Raw genomic sequence first — 16335 nt, 5'->3', positions numbered from 1 at the left:
TGAGTAAATATTAGAACCTTGGCGCCGATCCCCCTATTCCAGACCCCGGATGTGAGCAATGGCACTTCCTACGGCTGACCCCAGGCTCAGCTCCAGCCCGTGGCCGCCAGCAGCCGCTGCTCGAACATGGGAATCATGGTCTCCACGTAAGTCCTGGTGAGGTGGTTGTCGTCCTTGTAGACGTAGACGTTTCCCACCACCGCCGGGCAGACGCCGCGGGCGCAGATGAAATCACTCATGTCCATCAGGTGCAGTCCAGGCAGCTTGCCGCGGTAATTCTCCAGGGGCGATGGCTCCACCAGGGACTCGGCGAGGGCCGGATTACAGGCCGGCGCAGTGGCACCGTGCCGCTGGGCGCACTCCGGCATATTGAACGTGAACCGCGGGTTGTCCCGGATTCCCACCACCTCGATTCCCGCGTCGGCGAATGGCCGCACGCCTTCGAGGTACCCCGGCACTTCGGTTTCGAACGGAGCTTCCTCATGGGTCAGCGAAGCCACCGTGAACACAGCATCCGGCATGTGCTCCAGGACGTAGGCGGAACTGGCGCGGTTGTAGGCGTTGCACTCTGCCCGCCGCGTCTCCGACTCGGCACCGAACCGGCAGGCCGGCATCAGCAGTGTCACCAGTTCCCAGCCCCGGGCAGCTGCAACCGGGGCCAGGGCGGCAAGGTACTGCTGGGCATGGGAGTCGCCCAGCACCACGATGCGCTTGGAGGACGGTTCCTCCGGCAGCTCCTGCCGGCAGCCCTCCAGGATCGGATCGGGGGTGGCATTGGCGCCTGTGCAGGGCGAGTCGATGCCGGCCCAGTCGTTGTCCAGCACGGTGGGCCCTGGGATGGTCCGGGCCCTGGGGGCGGGAGTGTTTTCGTTCTCCGGGGTGAGCGCCAGCGCCCCTGGCGTCAGCTCCCTCGGTTGTGCCGCCGTCGCGCGTTCCTCCGCGGTGAGCGAGCTCTGCCAGACAGCGACGGGCCCTGCCAGCACGGCACCGCAGGCAACAATGACGACGGCGGTGCGCCAGGCCCGGAGCTTGGGCCAGTGCCAGTCACGCAGGGGCTTCTCGACAAAGCGCGTGGTCAGGATGGCGAGCACGATGGAGGCGGCGACGATGCCAAGGCCCTGTTTGAGGCTGGGCGCCTCCACTCCGGTGCCCGCAAGGGCCAGCACCAGGAGGGGCCAGTGCCACAGGTAGAGGGCATAGGAGTTATCCCCCAGCGCGACGGCGGGCCGGCTGCTGAGGAGGCGGTCCACCCCGAACCTGCTGCCAGTCTGCCCCGCAACAATGATCGCGGCCGCCGACAACGTTGGCCACAGCGCCACGTACCCGGGGAAGGAGCGGTCAACCGTCAGGACCAGCCCACACGAAACCATGCCGGCCAGTCCGGCCCAGCTCAACACCACCCGGAATATGCGGCCGGGCGTCAGGTACGGCAGCACCAGGGCCAGCAACGACCCCAGCGCAAACTCCCAAAGCCGCGCCCGGGTATCGAAGTACGCGTAGGCCTGGTTGGTGGCAGTCTGGTCCATGGAATAGGCCAGGGACAGCACGAACACCGTCCCGAAGACGATGGCCAGCAGGCCGCGGTAGGTAAGCCGGCGCAAGCGGGGCACCCCGCGCAGCCCGGCCAGCGCAAAGGCCGTGGCGGCGAAGATCAGCGGCCACAGGATGAAAACCTGGCCCTGGATGGACAACGACCAAAAGTGCTGCAACGGACTTGCACCCGCATGGTCCTGCGCGTAGTAGTCCACGGCAGCGTCCGCCAGCAGCCAGTTCTGGCGGTAAAGCAGGGACGCCCACGCTTGGTCGAGCACCTCCGGCCACCGCCCCTGGGGCAGGATCAGCCAGGTGCCGGCCAGGACTCCGAGGATCACCACGACGACGGCGGGCAGCAGGCGCTTGAACAGGTGCAGCCAGTGCGCCAGGAGTCGGAAGGGCTTGCCTGACTCCGCCTTGCGGACGAAGGAAAGGGTGAGCAGGAAAGCGGAGATCAGCAGGAAAATGTCCACACCGCCGGACACGCGGCCCAGCCAGACGTGGTAGGCCACCACCATCAGGACAGCCAGGGCGCGCAGGCCCTGGACTTCAGGGCGGAAGGAGGGCTTTCTGGGCTTCGAAGGCGCCGGGTCTGCTGAGGGGGCTTTGCTGACTGCTGCCGCCTGCGGCATCAGACTGCCCAGCCGGCAACTGCCAGCAGCCGCTTGGCAAACTCATCCGCCATGCTGGCCGCATATTCAGCGCTCAGGTGGTTGTCGTCCAGGTACACATAAACATTCCCCACCACGGCAGGGCACTCCGTCGGGGTGCAGATCCGGTCTGTCAGGTCCACCAAGGACAAGCCGGGCAGACGGGCCATGTCCAGGGTGTCGAAGGGGCTGCTGGCCGGAAAATTGTTGCTGACCGGCGGGCGGCAGGCCTGGGCCTCGGCACCTTCCCGCACCACGCATTCGGCCATGTTGAAGGAAAACCGGGGGTTGTCCCGGAGGGCAACAACCTGGATCCCCTGGCCCAGCCACCCGGAGACCATTTCCTCGAAGCCGGGCGTCAGCGCTTCGGCAGGACTCGAGGGTGCCGCCGCAGTCCCCACCACGATGATGGCGTCGGGCTTCTGCCTGGTGATTTCCTTCTGGACGTCCGCATTAAAGGCGTCGCAGTCTGCGCTTCCGCCCAGGTCCCGCGGCGTGGCCTTGCAGGCGCCCTTCAGGATGGAGTACAAAAGCCAGTTCTTTTGGGCTGCCAGCGGTTTAACGGCACCGGACCACTGCTGCGCATGGCTGTCCCCGAGCACCAGGACGCGCTTGGAAGGCTCACCTGCCGGCCGCTGTTCGAAACACGACCCCTTCAGCAAGCGGCTCTCCGGGGCGATCTCCTCCGTACACGGTCCGTCCAGGGATACCCAGTTCTTGGTGAGATCAGCCGCCAGCGGCAGGAGGGACGCATCCGCGGCGGGTGTTCCGGCCGTGTAGGCGGGGTCCAGGACGCGGGAGCCCGGGTTGTTGGCGATCTTCTGCGCTTCCACGGCACGGCGTTCCAGCTCGAGCTGGAAACTCCAGCCGGAGAGGGGCACCGCTGCCACAGCCACAGCCAGCATGATGGCCAGGACAGCCCTGCGCTTCCGGACTTCCGGCCATCTCCACTCCCGCCAGGGCTTTTCGATGTAGCGGGTGGTCAGGTAGGCGAGCGCCAGGGCCACCAGGATGATGACAGAGCCGGACAGCCAGCCCGCGTGGTCCTTGCCGCTCCAGGCGAGAGCGAGTACCAGGAGCGGCCAGTGCCACAGGTACAGGGCGTAGGAGATGTCGCCGAGCTTGACCAGCGGCTTGGCGGAGAGGATGCGGTCCACCCCTGCGGCGCTTTCTGTCTGCCCTGCCACAATGACCATGGCTGCGGCGACTGTGGGCCACAGCGCGGCAATACCGGGGAAAGCCCCCTGCACATCCAGGACGATGCCGCACGCCAGCATGGCCAGGACGCCAACCCAGCCCATGACGACGCGGGTCCGCCGCCGGAAACGCAGGCCGGGCAAAATCAACGCCACGAGTGTGCCCAGGGCAAATTCCCACAGCCGGGCACCGGTATCGAAGTAGGCCTGCACCTGGTTGGTGGCGGTGAAGATGATGGAGTAGCCCAGCGAACCGAGGAAGATGGCGAAGAAGATGTAGGCGAGCAGGGGGCGGTAGGACAACCGGTAGCGCCGTGCCGTCCAGCCGGCCAGCGCGAAGATCAGGGGCCACAGGATGAAGACCTGCCCCTGGATGGACAGTGACCAAAAGTGCTGGAAGGGGCTGGCCAGGCTGTGGTCGTTGGCGTAGTAGTCCACCGCGTCCCGCTGCAATAGCCGGTTCTCGGAGTAGGACAGGGAGGCCCAGCCCTGCGCGATGAGGTCCAGCCATCGGGTTGGTGGAAGGACCAGGGCGGACACCGCCAGGGTTGCCACGATGACGGTGACAGCTGCGGGGAGGAGCCGCCGGAATAGGTGGAGCCAGTGTTTTGCGAGGGCGAAGGGCTGCTTCCGGTCATAGCGTCCAAGGAATTGGAGCGTCATCAGGAAGGCGGAAATGAAGAGGAAGACATCGACGCCGCCGGACACGCGCCCGAACCAGACGTGGTAGGTCACCACCATGAGGACAGCCAGTGACCGAAGGCCCTGGATCTCCGGCCGGAAAGATGGCTTCCGCTGCCTTGCAGCGACGCTTGGCCTGGGTTCCGGTGCCTTCGGGGTTTCCGTTATCGACACAAGAACCTCTCAAAATCCCGCCAGCCAAAGCAGCAAGCCTAGCCAACGCCGTCTTTAACAGCTAATCAACACGGCGGTCCGGACTAAGCTGGCCACAACCGGCGAAGGGAGCGGGCATGGTTGTCCAGCTGCGGATTTGTGTGCCCGGGGAGCTGTCCGCGGTAACGGTGCAGACCTGCCGCGACCAGCAGGGTGTGGCGGAAGTCATGGTGGCCAAGGGGGCGGCCGTGGTGCCCCCGGGCCACGTGCTGGAGGTTCTCATTGCCCGGGAGGCCGTGGAGGAACTGCTCGAAAAGCTGGAAATCCTGAAGATCCGGGACGCAGGCTCCATCGCCATGACCACGCCGGAATTCGTCCTCTCGAAAAAGGCGGACCAGGCAGAACGGTCCGCCCCCGGGGACGGCGCGGACGCAGTGATCTGGGACGACGTGACCCGGCAAACCGGTGAGGATTCCCGGCTGACGTGGAACTTCCTCGCGTTCCTGGTCCTGGCCACGCAGCTCGCAGGAATTGGCATTGTGACCGATTCCCCGATTGCCATCGTGGGCGCCATGGCGGTTGGCCCGGAGTTCGGACCGCTGGCCGCGCTGGCTGTTTCGCTTGCCACCCGGCAGTGGAAGCTTGGCCGGCGGGCCGCCGTCGCGTTGGGCGTGGGCTTTCCCGTTGCCATGGTGCTGGCGGCACTCACTGCCTGGCTTTCGGTGCCGCTGGGGCTTTTCCCGCGTGATGCCCTCGACAAGGGCTCGGCGGTCGAATTCATTTACCACCCTGGGCCCTATTCACTGATAGTCGCGGTGCTGGCGGGGATCGCGGGAATGCTGTCCATCATTGGCCGGCGTTCCGCCGCGCTGATAGGCGTTTTCATCTCCGTGACCACCGTGCCCGCGGCCGGGTACGTGGCGGTGGCTTTGGTGCTGGGCGAATACCAGAAGGCGGCAGGCTCCGCCCTGCAGCTGCTGCTCAACTTGGTGGGCATCGTGGCGGCTGCCTTGGCAGTCTTGCTCTTTTACCGGGTGGTCGCCAGGCGCGTGCCGGACGGGGTGGCCCGGAGGCTGCAGCGCCAGCGAAGCGGAGCGCGCCGCTAGACGCCGGGCGCTCCCCTAGGGGCGCAGAAGGCCCCGCAGGGTCTGGATGGTGTCCGCTTCGGCCGGAACTTTGTCATCGCGGTAGCGCTTGACGCGCGCGAAACGCAGCGCGATTCCCCCGGGGTAGCGCGGCGACTGCTGCACGCCGTCAATGGCAATTTCGACGACGGTGACGGGCTCCACCCACACGGTGCCGGCAGTGCGCCGCACTTCAAGCTCTTGGAATCGCCCGGTCTGCCAGCGCAGCAGTTCGTCGGTGAGGCCCTTGAAGGTCTTGCCCACCATCACGTAACCGCCGGGTTGGCCGAACTCTCCGGCAGGGTCAAGGGCCCCCAGGTGCAGGTTGGACAGCAGCCCGGTGCGCCGCCCGGACCCCCATTCGCAGGCCAGCACCACCAGGTCATAGGTCAGGACCGGCTTCACTTTCACCCAGTTCGATCCACGCCGGCCGGCCGCATAAGTGGATCCGATCGCCTTCACCACAACACCCTCATGGCCGGCGGCTAACGCATCCTGTGAAACACGTTCCGCAACAGCCGGGTCAGCCGTAACCTCCCCCGGAATCCGGTGGGCAGGGGCAATGCGCTCAAGCACTTCGATGCGGCGGGCCAACGGCTCATCCAGCAGGTCGCGGCCATCAATGTGCAGCACATCAAAGAACCAGGGATGCAACACTGTTTCCCGCGCTGCATCCGCGCCAAACCGTGCCATGGTTTCCTGGAAGGGCCGCGGACCGCCTTCCTCATCGAGGGCCAGGGTCTCGCCGTCCAGGATTACGTGCCGCAGCGGCAGGCCACGGATCACTTCCACCACTTCGGGAAGCCGGTGGGTGACGTCGGCCAGGTTGCGGGTGTAGATGCTGACGTCATCGTCCGCGCGATGCACCTGGATGCGCGCGCCGTCGAGCTTGTATTCCACCGAAGCCTCCCCCGTGGTTTCCAGTGCTGCGCCCGGGCTGGCCGCGGTGGAGGCGAGCATGGGCAGCACCGGGCGGCCCACCACCAGTCCGACGGCGTCAAGCTCGGCCTGGGTGCCCGTGATGGCCAGGAGGGCTGTTTCGCCCAGGTCCCCGGAGAGCATGGCGGCACGACGGACGGCCTCCACCGGCTTCCCGGCAGCGCGGGCCACGGCATCCGTGAGAACTCCTTCCAGGGCGCCGGTGCGCAGTTCGCCGAGCAGGACGCCGGTGATGAACGACTGCTCCGGCCCGGTGGCCGCCGCCATCAGTTTCCGGAGGGTTGCTGCCCGTTCCGCACCCGATCCCGTACCGGCAGCAGCGAGCAGCCGGTCCAGCGCAGCATCGAAATCTGCCACGGTCAGGCTTGGCTCGACGGCCGGCTCCTCCTTGGCCGCTGCCACCGCGCTCCATCCCACGCCCACGCGGCCCTGCCGGGGCTTGGCGGTCAGCAAGCCCACCGCCGTCGGAATCTCCGCGGGCTCAAGCCGGCGCAGCAGGTTGGCCAAGGCGTCAACTTTCGCCAGCCGGGAGCGGGTGGACGCAACGGACGTGGTGGTTTCCACGAGCTCAAGGAGCAGCATGGGACCATCCTGCCACGGCTCTGGACAGCCTCCCGGCGCTGTTCCACAATGGGCGCGTGGGGATCATTGTCGCGAACCTGTTCATCACCCTCGACGGCGTGTACCAGGCGCCCGGCGGGCGGGAAGAAGACACCGAAGGTGGCTTCGAATTCGGCGGCTGGCAGGCACCGGTGTCCGACGACCAAGCGGGCGCCGCCATTGCTGCCGAGATCAGCCGCATGGACGCCTTGCTCCTGGGACGGGAGACCTACGACATCTTCGCTTCCTATTGGCCGCACCAGTCCGGCGGCATCGCGGACGCACTTAACGGGGTGCCCAGGTTCGTCGTATCCAGCTCCCTGCAGGATCCCGATTGGGCAGGCACTACCGTGCTGCCGGATGCCGCCGCCGCGGGCAGGCTGCGGGAGTACGGGCAGGTGCACATGTTCGGCAGCGGGGTCCTCATCCAGTCCCTCCTGTCGGCTGGCGTGCTGGACCGCCTTCATCTCTGGCTTTATCCCGTCACGCTCGGACAAGGCAAGCGCCTGTTCGACGACGGCGCCGTGCCCACCACTTTCCGACTGGCCGAGCCGGCGAAAAGCTTCCCCAAAGGCGCTGTGTCCTTGGTCTATGAGCCAGCGGGCGGTGTGGAGACGGCAGAGATGACGGCGAGTTAGAGGGGCCTACTTGCGGGGGCATGAAAAAGGCTGGTCCGGCAGATGCCGGACCAGCCTTTTTCGAGCGGAAAGCCGTCAGAGCTGGGCCCACGCCGTCAGGGTTCCCTGACCGAGCGAAGCGAGGTTAGGGAGACGGTGGGGACTAGTGGCTGTGGCCTGCGTGCTCGTCCTCTTCGGCCGGCTTCTCCACAACCAGGGTCTCGGTGGTGAGAACCAGTGCGGCGATGGAGGCCGCGTTGCGGAGGGCTGCACGGGTGACCTTGACGGGGTCGATGACGCCCGCGCCGATCAGGTCCTCGTACTCGCCGGACTTGGCGTTGAAGCCGTTGTTGATCTCGGCGTCGGCAACCTTGGCGGCGACCACGTATCCGTCGAAGCCGGCGTTCTGGGCGATCCAGCGTAGCGGCTGGACGAGCGCGCGGCGGACGATGCCAACAGCTGCCGCGGCGTCGCCTTCCAGGGCCTTGACGGAGGCGTCCTCGTCCAGTGCCTTGAGGGCGTGGACCAGGGCTGAACCGCCACCGGAGACGATGCCTTCTTCGAGGGCAGCGCGGGTGGAGGACACAGCGTCCTCGATGCGGTGCTTCTTTTCCTTCAGCTCAACTTCGGTGGCTGCACCGACCTTGATGACGCCGATGCCGCCGGCCAGCTTGGCCAGGCGCTCCTGGAGCTTTTCGCGGTCCCAGTCGGAGTCGGTGCGGGTCAGCTCGGCGCGCAGCTGGGCAACCCGTGCCGATACGTCTTCAGCAGAACCGGCGCCGTCCACGATGGTGGTGTTGTCCTTGGTGACGGTGATGCGGCGGGCAGTACCCAGCACCTCCAGGCCAACCGAGTCCAGGCTCAGGCCCAGCTCCGGGGAGACAACCTGCGCACCGGTGAGGGTGGCGATGTCCTGCAGCATGGCCTTGCGGCGATCACCGAAGCCCGGAGCCTTGACGGCAACGACGTTCAGGGTGCCGCGGATCCGGTTGACGATCAGCGTGGACAGTGCCTCGCCCTCAACGTCTTCGGCAATGATGAACAGCGGCTTGGAGGCCTGCAGCGCCTTTTCGAGCAGCGGCAGGAATTCCTGGATCGAGGAGATCTTGCCCTGGTTGATCAGGATGAGAGCGTCCTCGAGGACAGCTTCCTGGCGCTCCGCGTCGGTGACGAAGTACGGGGACAGGTAACCCTTGTCGAACTGCATGCCCTCGGTGAGGACCAGTTCGGTCTGGGTGGTGGAGGACTCTTCGATGGTGATGACGCCATCCTTGCCCACCTTGCCGAAGGCCTCGGCGAGGAGCTCGCCGATTTCGTCGCTCTGGGCGGAGATGGCGGCAACGTTTGCCACCTGGGTGCCTTCAACCGGCCGTGCGTTCTCCAGCAGGCGGGCAGCCACGGCTTCAACCGCAACTTCGATGCCGCGCTTGATCTGGCCGGGGGCAGCGCCGGCTGCAACGTTGCGCAGGCCTTCCTTGACCAGGGCCTGGGCCAGGACGGTTGCGGTGGTGGTACCGTCACCGGCGACGTCGTTGGTCTTGGTGGCCACTTCCTTGGCCAGCTGGGCGCCAAGGTTCTCGTAGGGGTCGTCCAGTTCCACTTCGCGGGCGATGGTGACGCCGTCGTTCGTGATGGTGGGGGCGCCCCACTTCTTGTCCAGGACGACGTTGCGGCCGCGCGGGCCGAGCGTCACCTTGACGGTGTTCGCGAGCTTATCGATGCCGGCCTCAAGGGACCGGCGGGCAGCGTCATCAAACGCAAGCTGCTTTGCCATGGTTTTGTCCTTTCAAAGACAGAACCCCGCACTGCCGGCCAGCATGAGCATGGCCGGCGGCACGGGGATCCGAAAGAGTTACTTGACGACGATCGCCAGGACGTCGCGGGCGGACAGCACGAGGTACTCGGTGCCGCCGGTCTTGACTTCGGTTCCGCCGTACTTGGAGTAGATGACAACGTCGCCAACGGCCACGTCAACGGGGACGCGGTTGCCGTCTTCGAAGCGGCCGGGGCCTACTGCAACAACTTCGCCTTCCTGCGGCTTCTCCTGTGCGGAGTCCGGGATGACCAGGCCGGAAGCCGTGGTCTGCTCGGCTTCGAGCGGGCGGACAACGATACGATCCTCAAGAGGCTTAATAGAGACCGACACTCGGACCTCTCCTTTTCGTCAGCAAATTCGTGGACTGGAAAGCTTTCCGCCGAAGCTGGCAAACCGTCGTCGCGGTGCCGGCAGCAGCCTGGCTGGCAGCTCTTCATGTGTTAGCACCCTCCTAGGGAGAGTGCTAATGAAGACTCTATGTAAGGGTTAGCACTCGGTCAAGGTGAGTGCCAACGTTTCGTCACGGGCGTACGCCTTTGCCGGACGGACGACGCCGGGTTGCGGGCGGCAGCCGCGGCGCACCTACCGGCCCAGGTCGTCGAAGTCCACGTCCTCGCCGCCGTCGGAATCGCCGCCGCCCTGCTGCCGTCCTCGGTAGAGGACCCACCCGGACACCGCTGCGGCGAGCAGCGCGATGACGAGGAATACGATGCTCCCTGACCGGGCGCCGTCGTACAGCCCGCGGATGTCCCGCGACTCCTGGCTGTTGTCCTGGATATCGTTGCCGCCTACCGAATAGACGGTGGCATTGAAGGTGTCCAGCAGGAAGATGATCACCAGCAGGGCGATGCAGACCACGGCCACCACGGCAGCGGCAATCAGGACGGAACGGGCAAGCCGGGCCGGCCTACTGTGCCTGGGCTCGTGGTCCGCGGTCTCCCCGTGGGCTGCGCTCTCATCCATGGTTTCAACAGTATCCGCATCCCGGCCGTCTGCTCCTCCACTAGGCTGGAACCCATGGCTCACGCTCCCCAGGACCAGATTGCACAGGACCAGATTGCACCGCTGCTGACCCCCGAAGGCTGGGAGTTGCTGGCATCCCTGGGCCCTTACCGGGACGAGGATTCGTTCGAGCTCAATTCAGCGCTCAGGAAGGCCGGGCACTCCCCCGAACTCGTGTCCGCCGTGCTCACGCAGTCGCGGCTGCGCACCCGGGCCCAGGCGAAATTCGGCGAGTTTGCCCGCCAGATGCTCTTCACCCAGGCCGGGCTGGAGCAGGCCACGCGCCTGAACGTCGCCGCCCACCACGCACGCCGGTTCGCGGCTGCCGGGATCCAGCACGTAGCGGACCTGGGCTGCGGCCTCGGCGCCGACTCCCTGGCCCTGGCCTCCCTGGACATCAACGTCACCGCCGTCGACATGGATGAGACCACCGCGGCCTGCGCCACGGTGAACCTCATCCCATTCCCTAACGCCACGGTGGTGCACGCGGACGCGGCAGCAGTCCCGCTGGACGGGATCGACGGCGTCTGGCTGGATCCGGCCCGCCGCGTCACCTCCACCTCCGGCACCAAACGGATCTGGGACCCTGAGGCGTTCTCGCCGCCGCTGTCCTTCGTGGAGTCGCTCGCCGCAGAGGGGAAAGCAGTTGGAGTGAAGATGGGTCCGGGCATGCCGCACGACTCCGTGCCTGCCGGGTGCGAGGCCCAATGGGTGTCGGTAGGCGGCGATGTCACCGAGGTGACCTTGTGGTTCAACGCTGTGCGCAGGCCCGGCGTCCGCCGCGCCGCCCTGGTCCTGGGTCCGCAGGGACCGGCCGAGCTCACCAGCGGGGAGGACTTCGGCGCGGGCCCATCAGCGCCAGTGGGAGCCGTGGAGGGATACCTGTACGAGCCTGACGGCGCCGTGATCCGCGCGGGGTTGGTGGCGGATGTGGCGCTGGAACTCGGCGGCCATCTTGTGGATGAGCACATCGCCTACATCTGCGCCCCGGAACTCCTGGATACCCCCTTCGCCAGGGCTTACAAGGTCCTGCAGGTCATGCCCTACAACGTCAAGGCGCTGAAGGCGTGGGTGAAGCAGGAGGGCATCACGGTGCTGGACATCAAGAAGCGCGGTACCGCGGTGACTCCGGAAGAGCTGCGGAAGCAGCTGCTGCCGGGCGGGAAGAACACCAGGAAGGGCGGCAAAACGGCCACCCTGGTCCTGACCCGCATCGGCGAGGACCGGGTGGCCATCGTGGTGGACCCCGTATGACTCCTTGGCCGGGAGCCCCTGCCAGCGCTACTGGGCGCGCATGAACTCCTCTGCGGCCCGCACCTGCTCGGGAGTGGGCCGCACGCCCGTGTACAGGACGAACTGCTCCAGCGCCTGGATCGTGGCCACCTCGGCACCGGTGATCACCGGCTTGCCGGCAACCCTGGCCGCTCGGATCAGCGGCGTTTCGGCGGGCAGCGCCACAACGTCGAACACCACACGGGCGGCCTCTATGGCCTCCGCCGGGAAGGCCAGGCTGTCCGCTTCCGCCCCTCCCGCCATGCCAATGGGGGTGACGTTGATGATCAGGTCGGCCGTCCCGCCGTCGACCGCTGCACGCCACTGGAAGCCGTACTGGCCGGCGAGCGCACGTCCTGCCGCCTCGTTCCGGGCGATGACGGTGACGTCCTTGAAGCCGCCGTCCCGCAAGGCAGCCACCGTGGCCTTGGCCATGCCCCCGGCGCCCTGGACCAGCACCGAATAGTCCGTGGGCACCGCATTGGTGGCCAGCAGCTGCTCGATCGCCGTGTAGTCGGTGTTGTACGCCTTGAGGTGGCCGTCCGTGTTCACGATGGTGTTCACGGAGTCGATGGCCTTGGCGGAGGGATCCATCTCGTCCACCAGAGCGATGACGTCCTCCTTGTACGGCATGGAGATGGCGCAGCCGCGGATGCCCAGCCCGCGGACGCCGGCGATGGCCTGCTCCAGGTTGGTGGGCGCGAACGCCTTGTAGATCCAGTTCAGGTCCAGCTGGCCGTACAGGTGGTTGTGGAACCGGGTCCCGTTGTTGCTGGGCCGGGCCGAGAGCGAGATGCAAAGGGTCATGTCTTTATTCAGAATGGGCACCAGACCATTAAACCCGCGTTCACCCCGCGCTGCGGTGCGGTCAGGGGCAGCCGGTCCCCGCGGGGAAGGGCCCGACGGCGGCGGGCAGCTTCCCTGGGGCGGGTGCCTTCCCTGCAAGCACGGCGGCCAGTGCATCGAAGGCGGCGTCGGTATGCCCGTAGAGTGCCAGCTTCACCGGCGCACTGGAGCCCTGGAGCGGCCACGGGGCATCCAGGGTCACGGCGATGTCGCCCCCGGCCGGTCTACCGCCAAAGCCGATCAGATTAAGCAGCGGTCCCGAACCGATCTTGAGGCCGGCGCGGGCAGCGGCGGCTTCGAAGCGCTCCCGGTCCCCCGGTCCCCCGCCGGCCACGCGCACGGCGCCGGGCACCAGCGGTCCGGCGCAGGGGCCGGACACCAGCGTGACGGCGGACGCCGACACCTGGGCCGACAAGGCGGCAGCACTTCCGGCTGGAGCACCGGCGCCCGGCGTTCCGGGAGGAGGCGTGGTCCGGGCATGCCAGATCATCATGGTGGCCACCCGCTGCGCTGCGTCATCCAGCCGGGCGGCGGGAAGGGTGCCCGCGGCGATGGCCTGGACGATGGCGGCATGGGCCTGTGCCACGTCCGCCGGCATCAGCAGCAGGTCGGCGCCGGCGGCGAGCGCCTTCACCGCGGCAGCGCCGGCCGGGTATTGGTTGTCTACCGCGCCCATGTTGAGGGCATCGGTTACGGCCACGCCCTTGAAGCCCAGCCCCCTCAGTGCCGCGTAACTCGGGGCAGAGAGCGACGACGGCACGCCGGGTTCCAGCGCAGGCACGGCGATGTGTCCGGTCATGATGATCGGCAGGCCTGCGGCGACGGCGGCCTGGAAGGGTTTCCAGTCCCGGGCCCTGAGCGCGTCAATGCCGGCCGGCTGGACGGGAAGGCTCAGGTGCGAGTCTGCAGTCACGGATCCGTGTCCCGGGAAGTGCTTTACGCTGGGGAGCACGCCGGCGTCCAGCATGCCCTGCGAAAAGGCCACGCCATGGGTGGCCGCTGCCGCGGGATCGGCGGACATGGATCGGGCCCCGATGGTGGGGTCGGTGGGCCCGATGGTTACGTCGGTGTCGGGGGCGAAGTCCAGGTCGAAGCCCAGTGGAGTCAGCTCGCCCGCCAGGCCCTTGCCGGCTTTGCGCGTCAGGTCCGGGTTTCCGGCGGCGCCGTAGCTCATGGGCGTGGGCCAGGCGGTGAGGGGCGCCCCAAGGCGTGCCACGGCACCGCCTTCCTGGTCTACGCCGATGATTCCGGGCCAGCGCCGGCCGTCGGCCGCAACAGCCTGCAGCAGCCGCTGGTTCACGGCTCCCATGGCGGCCACGTCGACGTTTCCCTGGGCATCCAGCGGCACGTTGTCGCCCATGATGATGGACCCCGCAAGATGCAGGCGCTGGATCAGCGCGGCATGGGCCTCCACCTGGTTGCCCGTGAAGAACGGAAGCAGGACCTGCCCGGCCTTCTGCTCAGGCGACATCGCCGCGACTGCCGCCGCGGCGGCGTCCTGGTCCCGCTGCTCAGGTCCCCACCCCAGTGGCCGGGAACCGGGGTCGGGTGACGGGGAAGCGGAAGGAGGTGCCGGCGTCGTACTTGCCGATGCCGCTGGGGACGCCCCGGTGGGCGGAGCGGAGGACGACGGCGGGGCCGCGCTTGGGGATGGGGAACACGAGGCCAGGGCCAGGGCTGACAAGGCCAGGAGGAGGGGGAAGGATTTGGCAGGGCTGTGACGCAGGGGGAATGGTGCCATCAATAGGATGCTACCCCTGCCCTATAGACTTGAAACACCCGTTCGCCTGCCGGCAGCAGCCTGTGAGCGGCATCAGCCAGCGGCAAACCGGAGAGTAAGGAAACGTGTGAAGATCGACTTCGCGTCATCGAGGCAGTCGACCCTCGGTGTTGAGTGGGAGCTTGCCCTGGTGGACGGTAAGACGGGCGAACTCGCCTCCGTGGCCAACCAGGTGCTCCGCGGCGTGGCCTCCCGCCACCCGGAACTCAACGAAGACGACGAACACCCGCACATCAAGCAGGAACTGCTGCTGAACACGGTGGAACTGGTCACGGGAATTTGCGAGACGGCGGCCGAGGCCAAGGAGGACCTCAGCCGGTCTGTCGCCGCCGTCCGCGAAATCACCGATCCCATGGGCGTGGAGCTGTTCTGCGCCGGCAGCCATCCCTTCAGCCCGCCGCAGCTGCAGCCGGTGACGGACAAGGCACGCTACGCCAAGCTGATCGACCGGACCCAGTGGTGGGGCCGGCAGATGGTCATCTACGGCGTCCACGTCCACGTCGGGCTTGACCGCCGGGACAAGGCGCTCCCCGTGCTGGATGGCCTGGTCAACTACTTCCCGCATTTCCAGGCGCTCTCCGCGTCCAGCCCATTCTGGGGCGGGGAGGACACCGGTTACGCCTCCCAGCGTGCACTGATGTTCCAGCAGCTTCCCACGGCCGGGCTGCCCTTCCAGTTCAAGTCCTGGGCGGAGTACGAATCGTACGTGCAGGACATGTTCACCACGGGCGTCATCGACACCATCTCGGAGATCCGCTGGGACATCCGGCCCGTGCCGGCCCTGGGCACCATTGAGATGCGTATCTGCGACGGCCTGGCCACGCTGGAGGAAGTGGGCGCCATCGCGGCCCTCACCCAGTGCCTGGTGGACGAGTTCTCCACCATCCTGGACAACGGAGGCACCATCCCCACCATGCCGCCGTGGCACGTGCAGGAAAACAAGTGGCGCGCCGCCCGCTACGGCCTGGACGCCATCATCATCCTTGACGCGGCGGGCCGCGAGCAGCTGGTCACCGACCACCTGCTGGAGACGCTGAACCGCCTCGAACCCGTCGCGGCCAAGCTGCGCTGCTCCGACGAGCTTGCGGACGTTGAGAAGATTATCCGCCGCGGCGCCGGCTATCAGCGCCAGCGCCGCGTAGCCGAGGAAAACGGCGGGAACCTGCAGGCCGTGGTGCTGGACCTGGTCAAGCAGATGCGCAACGGCCCCACCGCCTGAGTTCCTCTATCAGATATGGCTCCCAAACCACCGGTTTGGGAGCCATATCTGATAGAGCAAATGAAGGTTTGCGGGCCTTTGGGCCCTGCCCAGCCCTGCGATGGGGCGCGATTCTTTTCCGTAGGCATGTGAGTTCCTGCGGGAGGGGGAGGTTGAATGTCCACTGCTCCCCCTGTGGCCAAGCGAAGCGGCACACTCCTCCCCCTGATTGCGGTAGTGCTGGTCCTCTTTGCGGTGGCCTCACTTTGGCCTCTGCTGGCTGCTGCTACCGAGCAGGCCCAGCTTCCGGTTCAGATCGCCGCCAGCCTTGCACCCTTCGTGGTTTTCTTCGGTACCGTCGCCCTTGCCGGCCGTGCTGAGGGGATCAGGTTCGCCGCCGCCGTCGGGTTCTCCACGCGGCACGTTGGGCGGCAGCTTCTCACTGCCCTTGCGCTCCTGGCCGTCACGCTGGCCGTGACCCTGGCGTTGGCCGCCCTGGGCTTCCGCATGTTCGGCGAAGGCCAAAGCGGATTGCTGCCCTTCCTGTACGCGGCAGTGCGCAGCTTTCTGCTGGTGGGGTTCGGCGAGGAGCTCATTTGGCGCGGCTATGTCCTGGGCGCGCTGCACCGGAACCTGCGCTCCGGGGCACCCGCCGTGCTGCTGTCCTCGGCGCTCTTCGGACTGTGGCACTACCCGGGCGGGCAGGACGTGCTCCAAGTCCTGGTGACGATGTTATTCGGTGTGCTGTGGAGCACTGCCCGAATGAAAATTCGCCACTGCTCAACATTCGCCACCGGAACCGCCCACGGGCTGCACGACCTGGCGTTGCTTGTCATCGCCACTCTTGCGGCCTGAGTTGCTCTATCAGATATGGCTCCTAAACCGCCGGTTTGGGAGCCATATCTGATAGAGCAACTGAGGGTTGGAG

14 protein-coding genes are annotated in these 16335 nt (G+C 66.9%); 5 read left to right on the top strand and 9 right to left on the bottom strand.

All coding sequences use genetic code 11. From position 1 onward, the window contains the following. Nucleotides 1–86: 86 nt before the first annotated feature. Together FBY30_RS12575 and FBY30_RS12570 are read right to left on the bottom strand one after the other, a co-directional pair. The gene (locus FBY30_RS12575; protein WP_142133151.1) at nt 87–2165 is read right to left on the bottom strand and encodes an acyltransferase family protein; all 2079 of its coding nucleotides are present in this window, start codon (nt 2163–2165) and stop codon (nt 87–89) included. Beyond that, nucleotides 2165–4234 carry an acyltransferase family protein gene (locus FBY30_RS12570; RefSeq protein ID WP_268815698.1) on the bottom strand — a complete coding sequence of 690 codons (2070 nt, stop codon included), beginning with the start codon at nt 4232–4234 and terminating at the stop codon, nt 2165–2167. The genes FBY30_RS12575 and FBY30_RS12570 overlap by 1 nt, the downstream gene beginning before the upstream one ends. Nucleotides 4235–4350: 116 nt before the next feature. Here FBY30_RS12570 and FBY30_RS12565 point away from each other — a divergent pair, with 116 nt between their 5' ends. Beyond that, nucleotides 4351–5319 carry a DUF389 domain-containing protein gene (locus tag FBY30_RS12565; RefSeq protein ID WP_142133149.1) on the top strand — a complete coding sequence of 323 codons (969 nt, stop codon included), beginning with the start codon at nt 4351–4353 and terminating at the stop codon, nt 5317–5319. Nucleotides 5320–5334: 15 nt separating this feature from the next. On the opposite strand, the gene FBY30_RS12560 is transcribed toward FBY30_RS12565, so the two are convergent. Next, nucleotides 5335–6858 (bottom strand): ATP-dependent DNA ligase, encoded by a 1524-nt coding sequence (locus FBY30_RS12560; RefSeq protein WP_142133148.1) that lies wholly within the window; start codon nt 6856–6858, stop codon nt 5335–5337. A 56-nt stretch (nt 6859–6914) separates the two neighbouring features. Between FBY30_RS12560 and FBY30_RS12555 the strand changes: the two genes are divergently transcribed. Next, nucleotides 6915–7514, top strand: a complete 600-nt coding sequence (locus FBY30_RS12555; RefSeq protein ID WP_142133147.1) for a dihydrofolate reductase family protein — start codon at nt 6915–6917, stop codon at nt 7512–7514. 142 nt (nt 7515–7656) lie between these two features. Here the strand turns inward: FBY30_RS12555 and groL are convergent, their stop codons facing one another. From groL to FBY30_RS12540, 3 genes are all read right to left on the bottom strand, one after another. Beyond that, nucleotides 7657–9267, bottom strand: a complete 1611-nt coding sequence (gene groL / locus FBY30_RS12550) for a chaperonin GroEL (protein WP_142133146.1) — start codon at nt 9265–9267, stop codon at nt 7657–7659. A gap of 78 nt (nt 9268–9345) precedes the next feature. Continuing rightward, nucleotides 9346–9639: a co-chaperone GroES gene (gene groES / locus FBY30_RS12545; protein WP_003805290.1), complete on the bottom strand. Its 294-nt coding sequence runs from the start codon at nt 9637–9639 to the stop codon at nt 9346–9348. Nucleotides 9640–9891: 252 nt separating this feature from the next. Then, the gene (locus FBY30_RS12540) at nt 9892–10272 is read right to left on the bottom strand and encodes a hypothetical protein (RefSeq protein WP_142133145.1); all 381 of its coding nucleotides are present in this window, start codon (nt 10270–10272) and stop codon (nt 9892–9894) included. 54 nt (nt 10273–10326) lie between these two features. Here FBY30_RS12540 and FBY30_RS12535 point away from each other — a divergent pair, with 54 nt between their 5' ends. Continuing rightward, on the top strand, nt 10327–11565 hold the full coding sequence (locus FBY30_RS12535) for a class I SAM-dependent methyltransferase (protein ID WP_142133144.1): 1239 nt from the start codon (nt 10327–10329) through the stop codon (nt 11563–11565). Between the two features lie 27 nt (nt 11566–11592). Here FBY30_RS12535 and FBY30_RS12530 read toward each other — a convergent pair whose 3' ends face one another. The 3 genes from FBY30_RS12530 to FBY30_RS20670 are packed head-to-tail and all read right to left on the bottom strand — an operon-like array spanning nt 11593 to nt 14090. Next, a complete protein-coding gene (locus FBY30_RS12530; protein ID WP_268815697.1) occupies nt 11593–12411 on the bottom strand; it encodes a shikimate 5-dehydrogenase in 819 nt (272 codons plus the stop codon). Between the two features lie 40 nt (nt 12412–12451). Then, nucleotides 12452–13900, bottom strand: a complete 1449-nt coding sequence (locus tag FBY30_RS12525) for a glycoside hydrolase family 3 N-terminal domain-containing protein (RefSeq protein ID WP_142133143.1) — start codon at nt 13898–13900, stop codon at nt 12452–12454. Between the two features lie 40 nt (nt 13901–13940). Continuing rightward, nucleotides 13941–14090 (bottom strand): hypothetical protein, encoded by a 150-nt coding sequence (locus tag FBY30_RS20670; protein ID WP_160141469.1) that lies wholly within the window; start codon nt 14088–14090, stop codon nt 13941–13943. A 186-nt stretch (nt 14091–14276) separates the two neighbouring features. Here FBY30_RS20670 and FBY30_RS12515 point away from each other — a divergent pair, with 186 nt between their 5' ends. Continuing rightward, nucleotides 14277–15428, top strand: coding sequence for a glutamate--cysteine ligase (locus tag FBY30_RS12515; protein WP_142133142.1), 1152 nt, complete (start codon nt 14277–14279; stop codon nt 15426–15428). 156 nt (nt 15429–15584) lie between these two features. Next, nucleotides 15585–16262 (top strand): CPBP family intramembrane glutamic endopeptidase, encoded by a 678-nt coding sequence (locus FBY30_RS12510; protein ID WP_142133141.1) that lies wholly within the window; start codon nt 15585–15587, stop codon nt 16260–16262. Nucleotides 16263–16335 lie beyond the last annotated feature (73 nt).

It is taken from the genome of Arthrobacter sp. SLBN-83 (genome assembly GCF_006715285.1).
In the GTDB taxonomy this organism is placed as follows: Bacteria; Actinomycetota; Actinomycetes; order Actinomycetales; family Micrococcaceae; genus Arthrobacter.
Note: the sequence above shows the minus strand (reverse complement) of the source record. Positions and strands in the feature narration are given on the sequence as shown.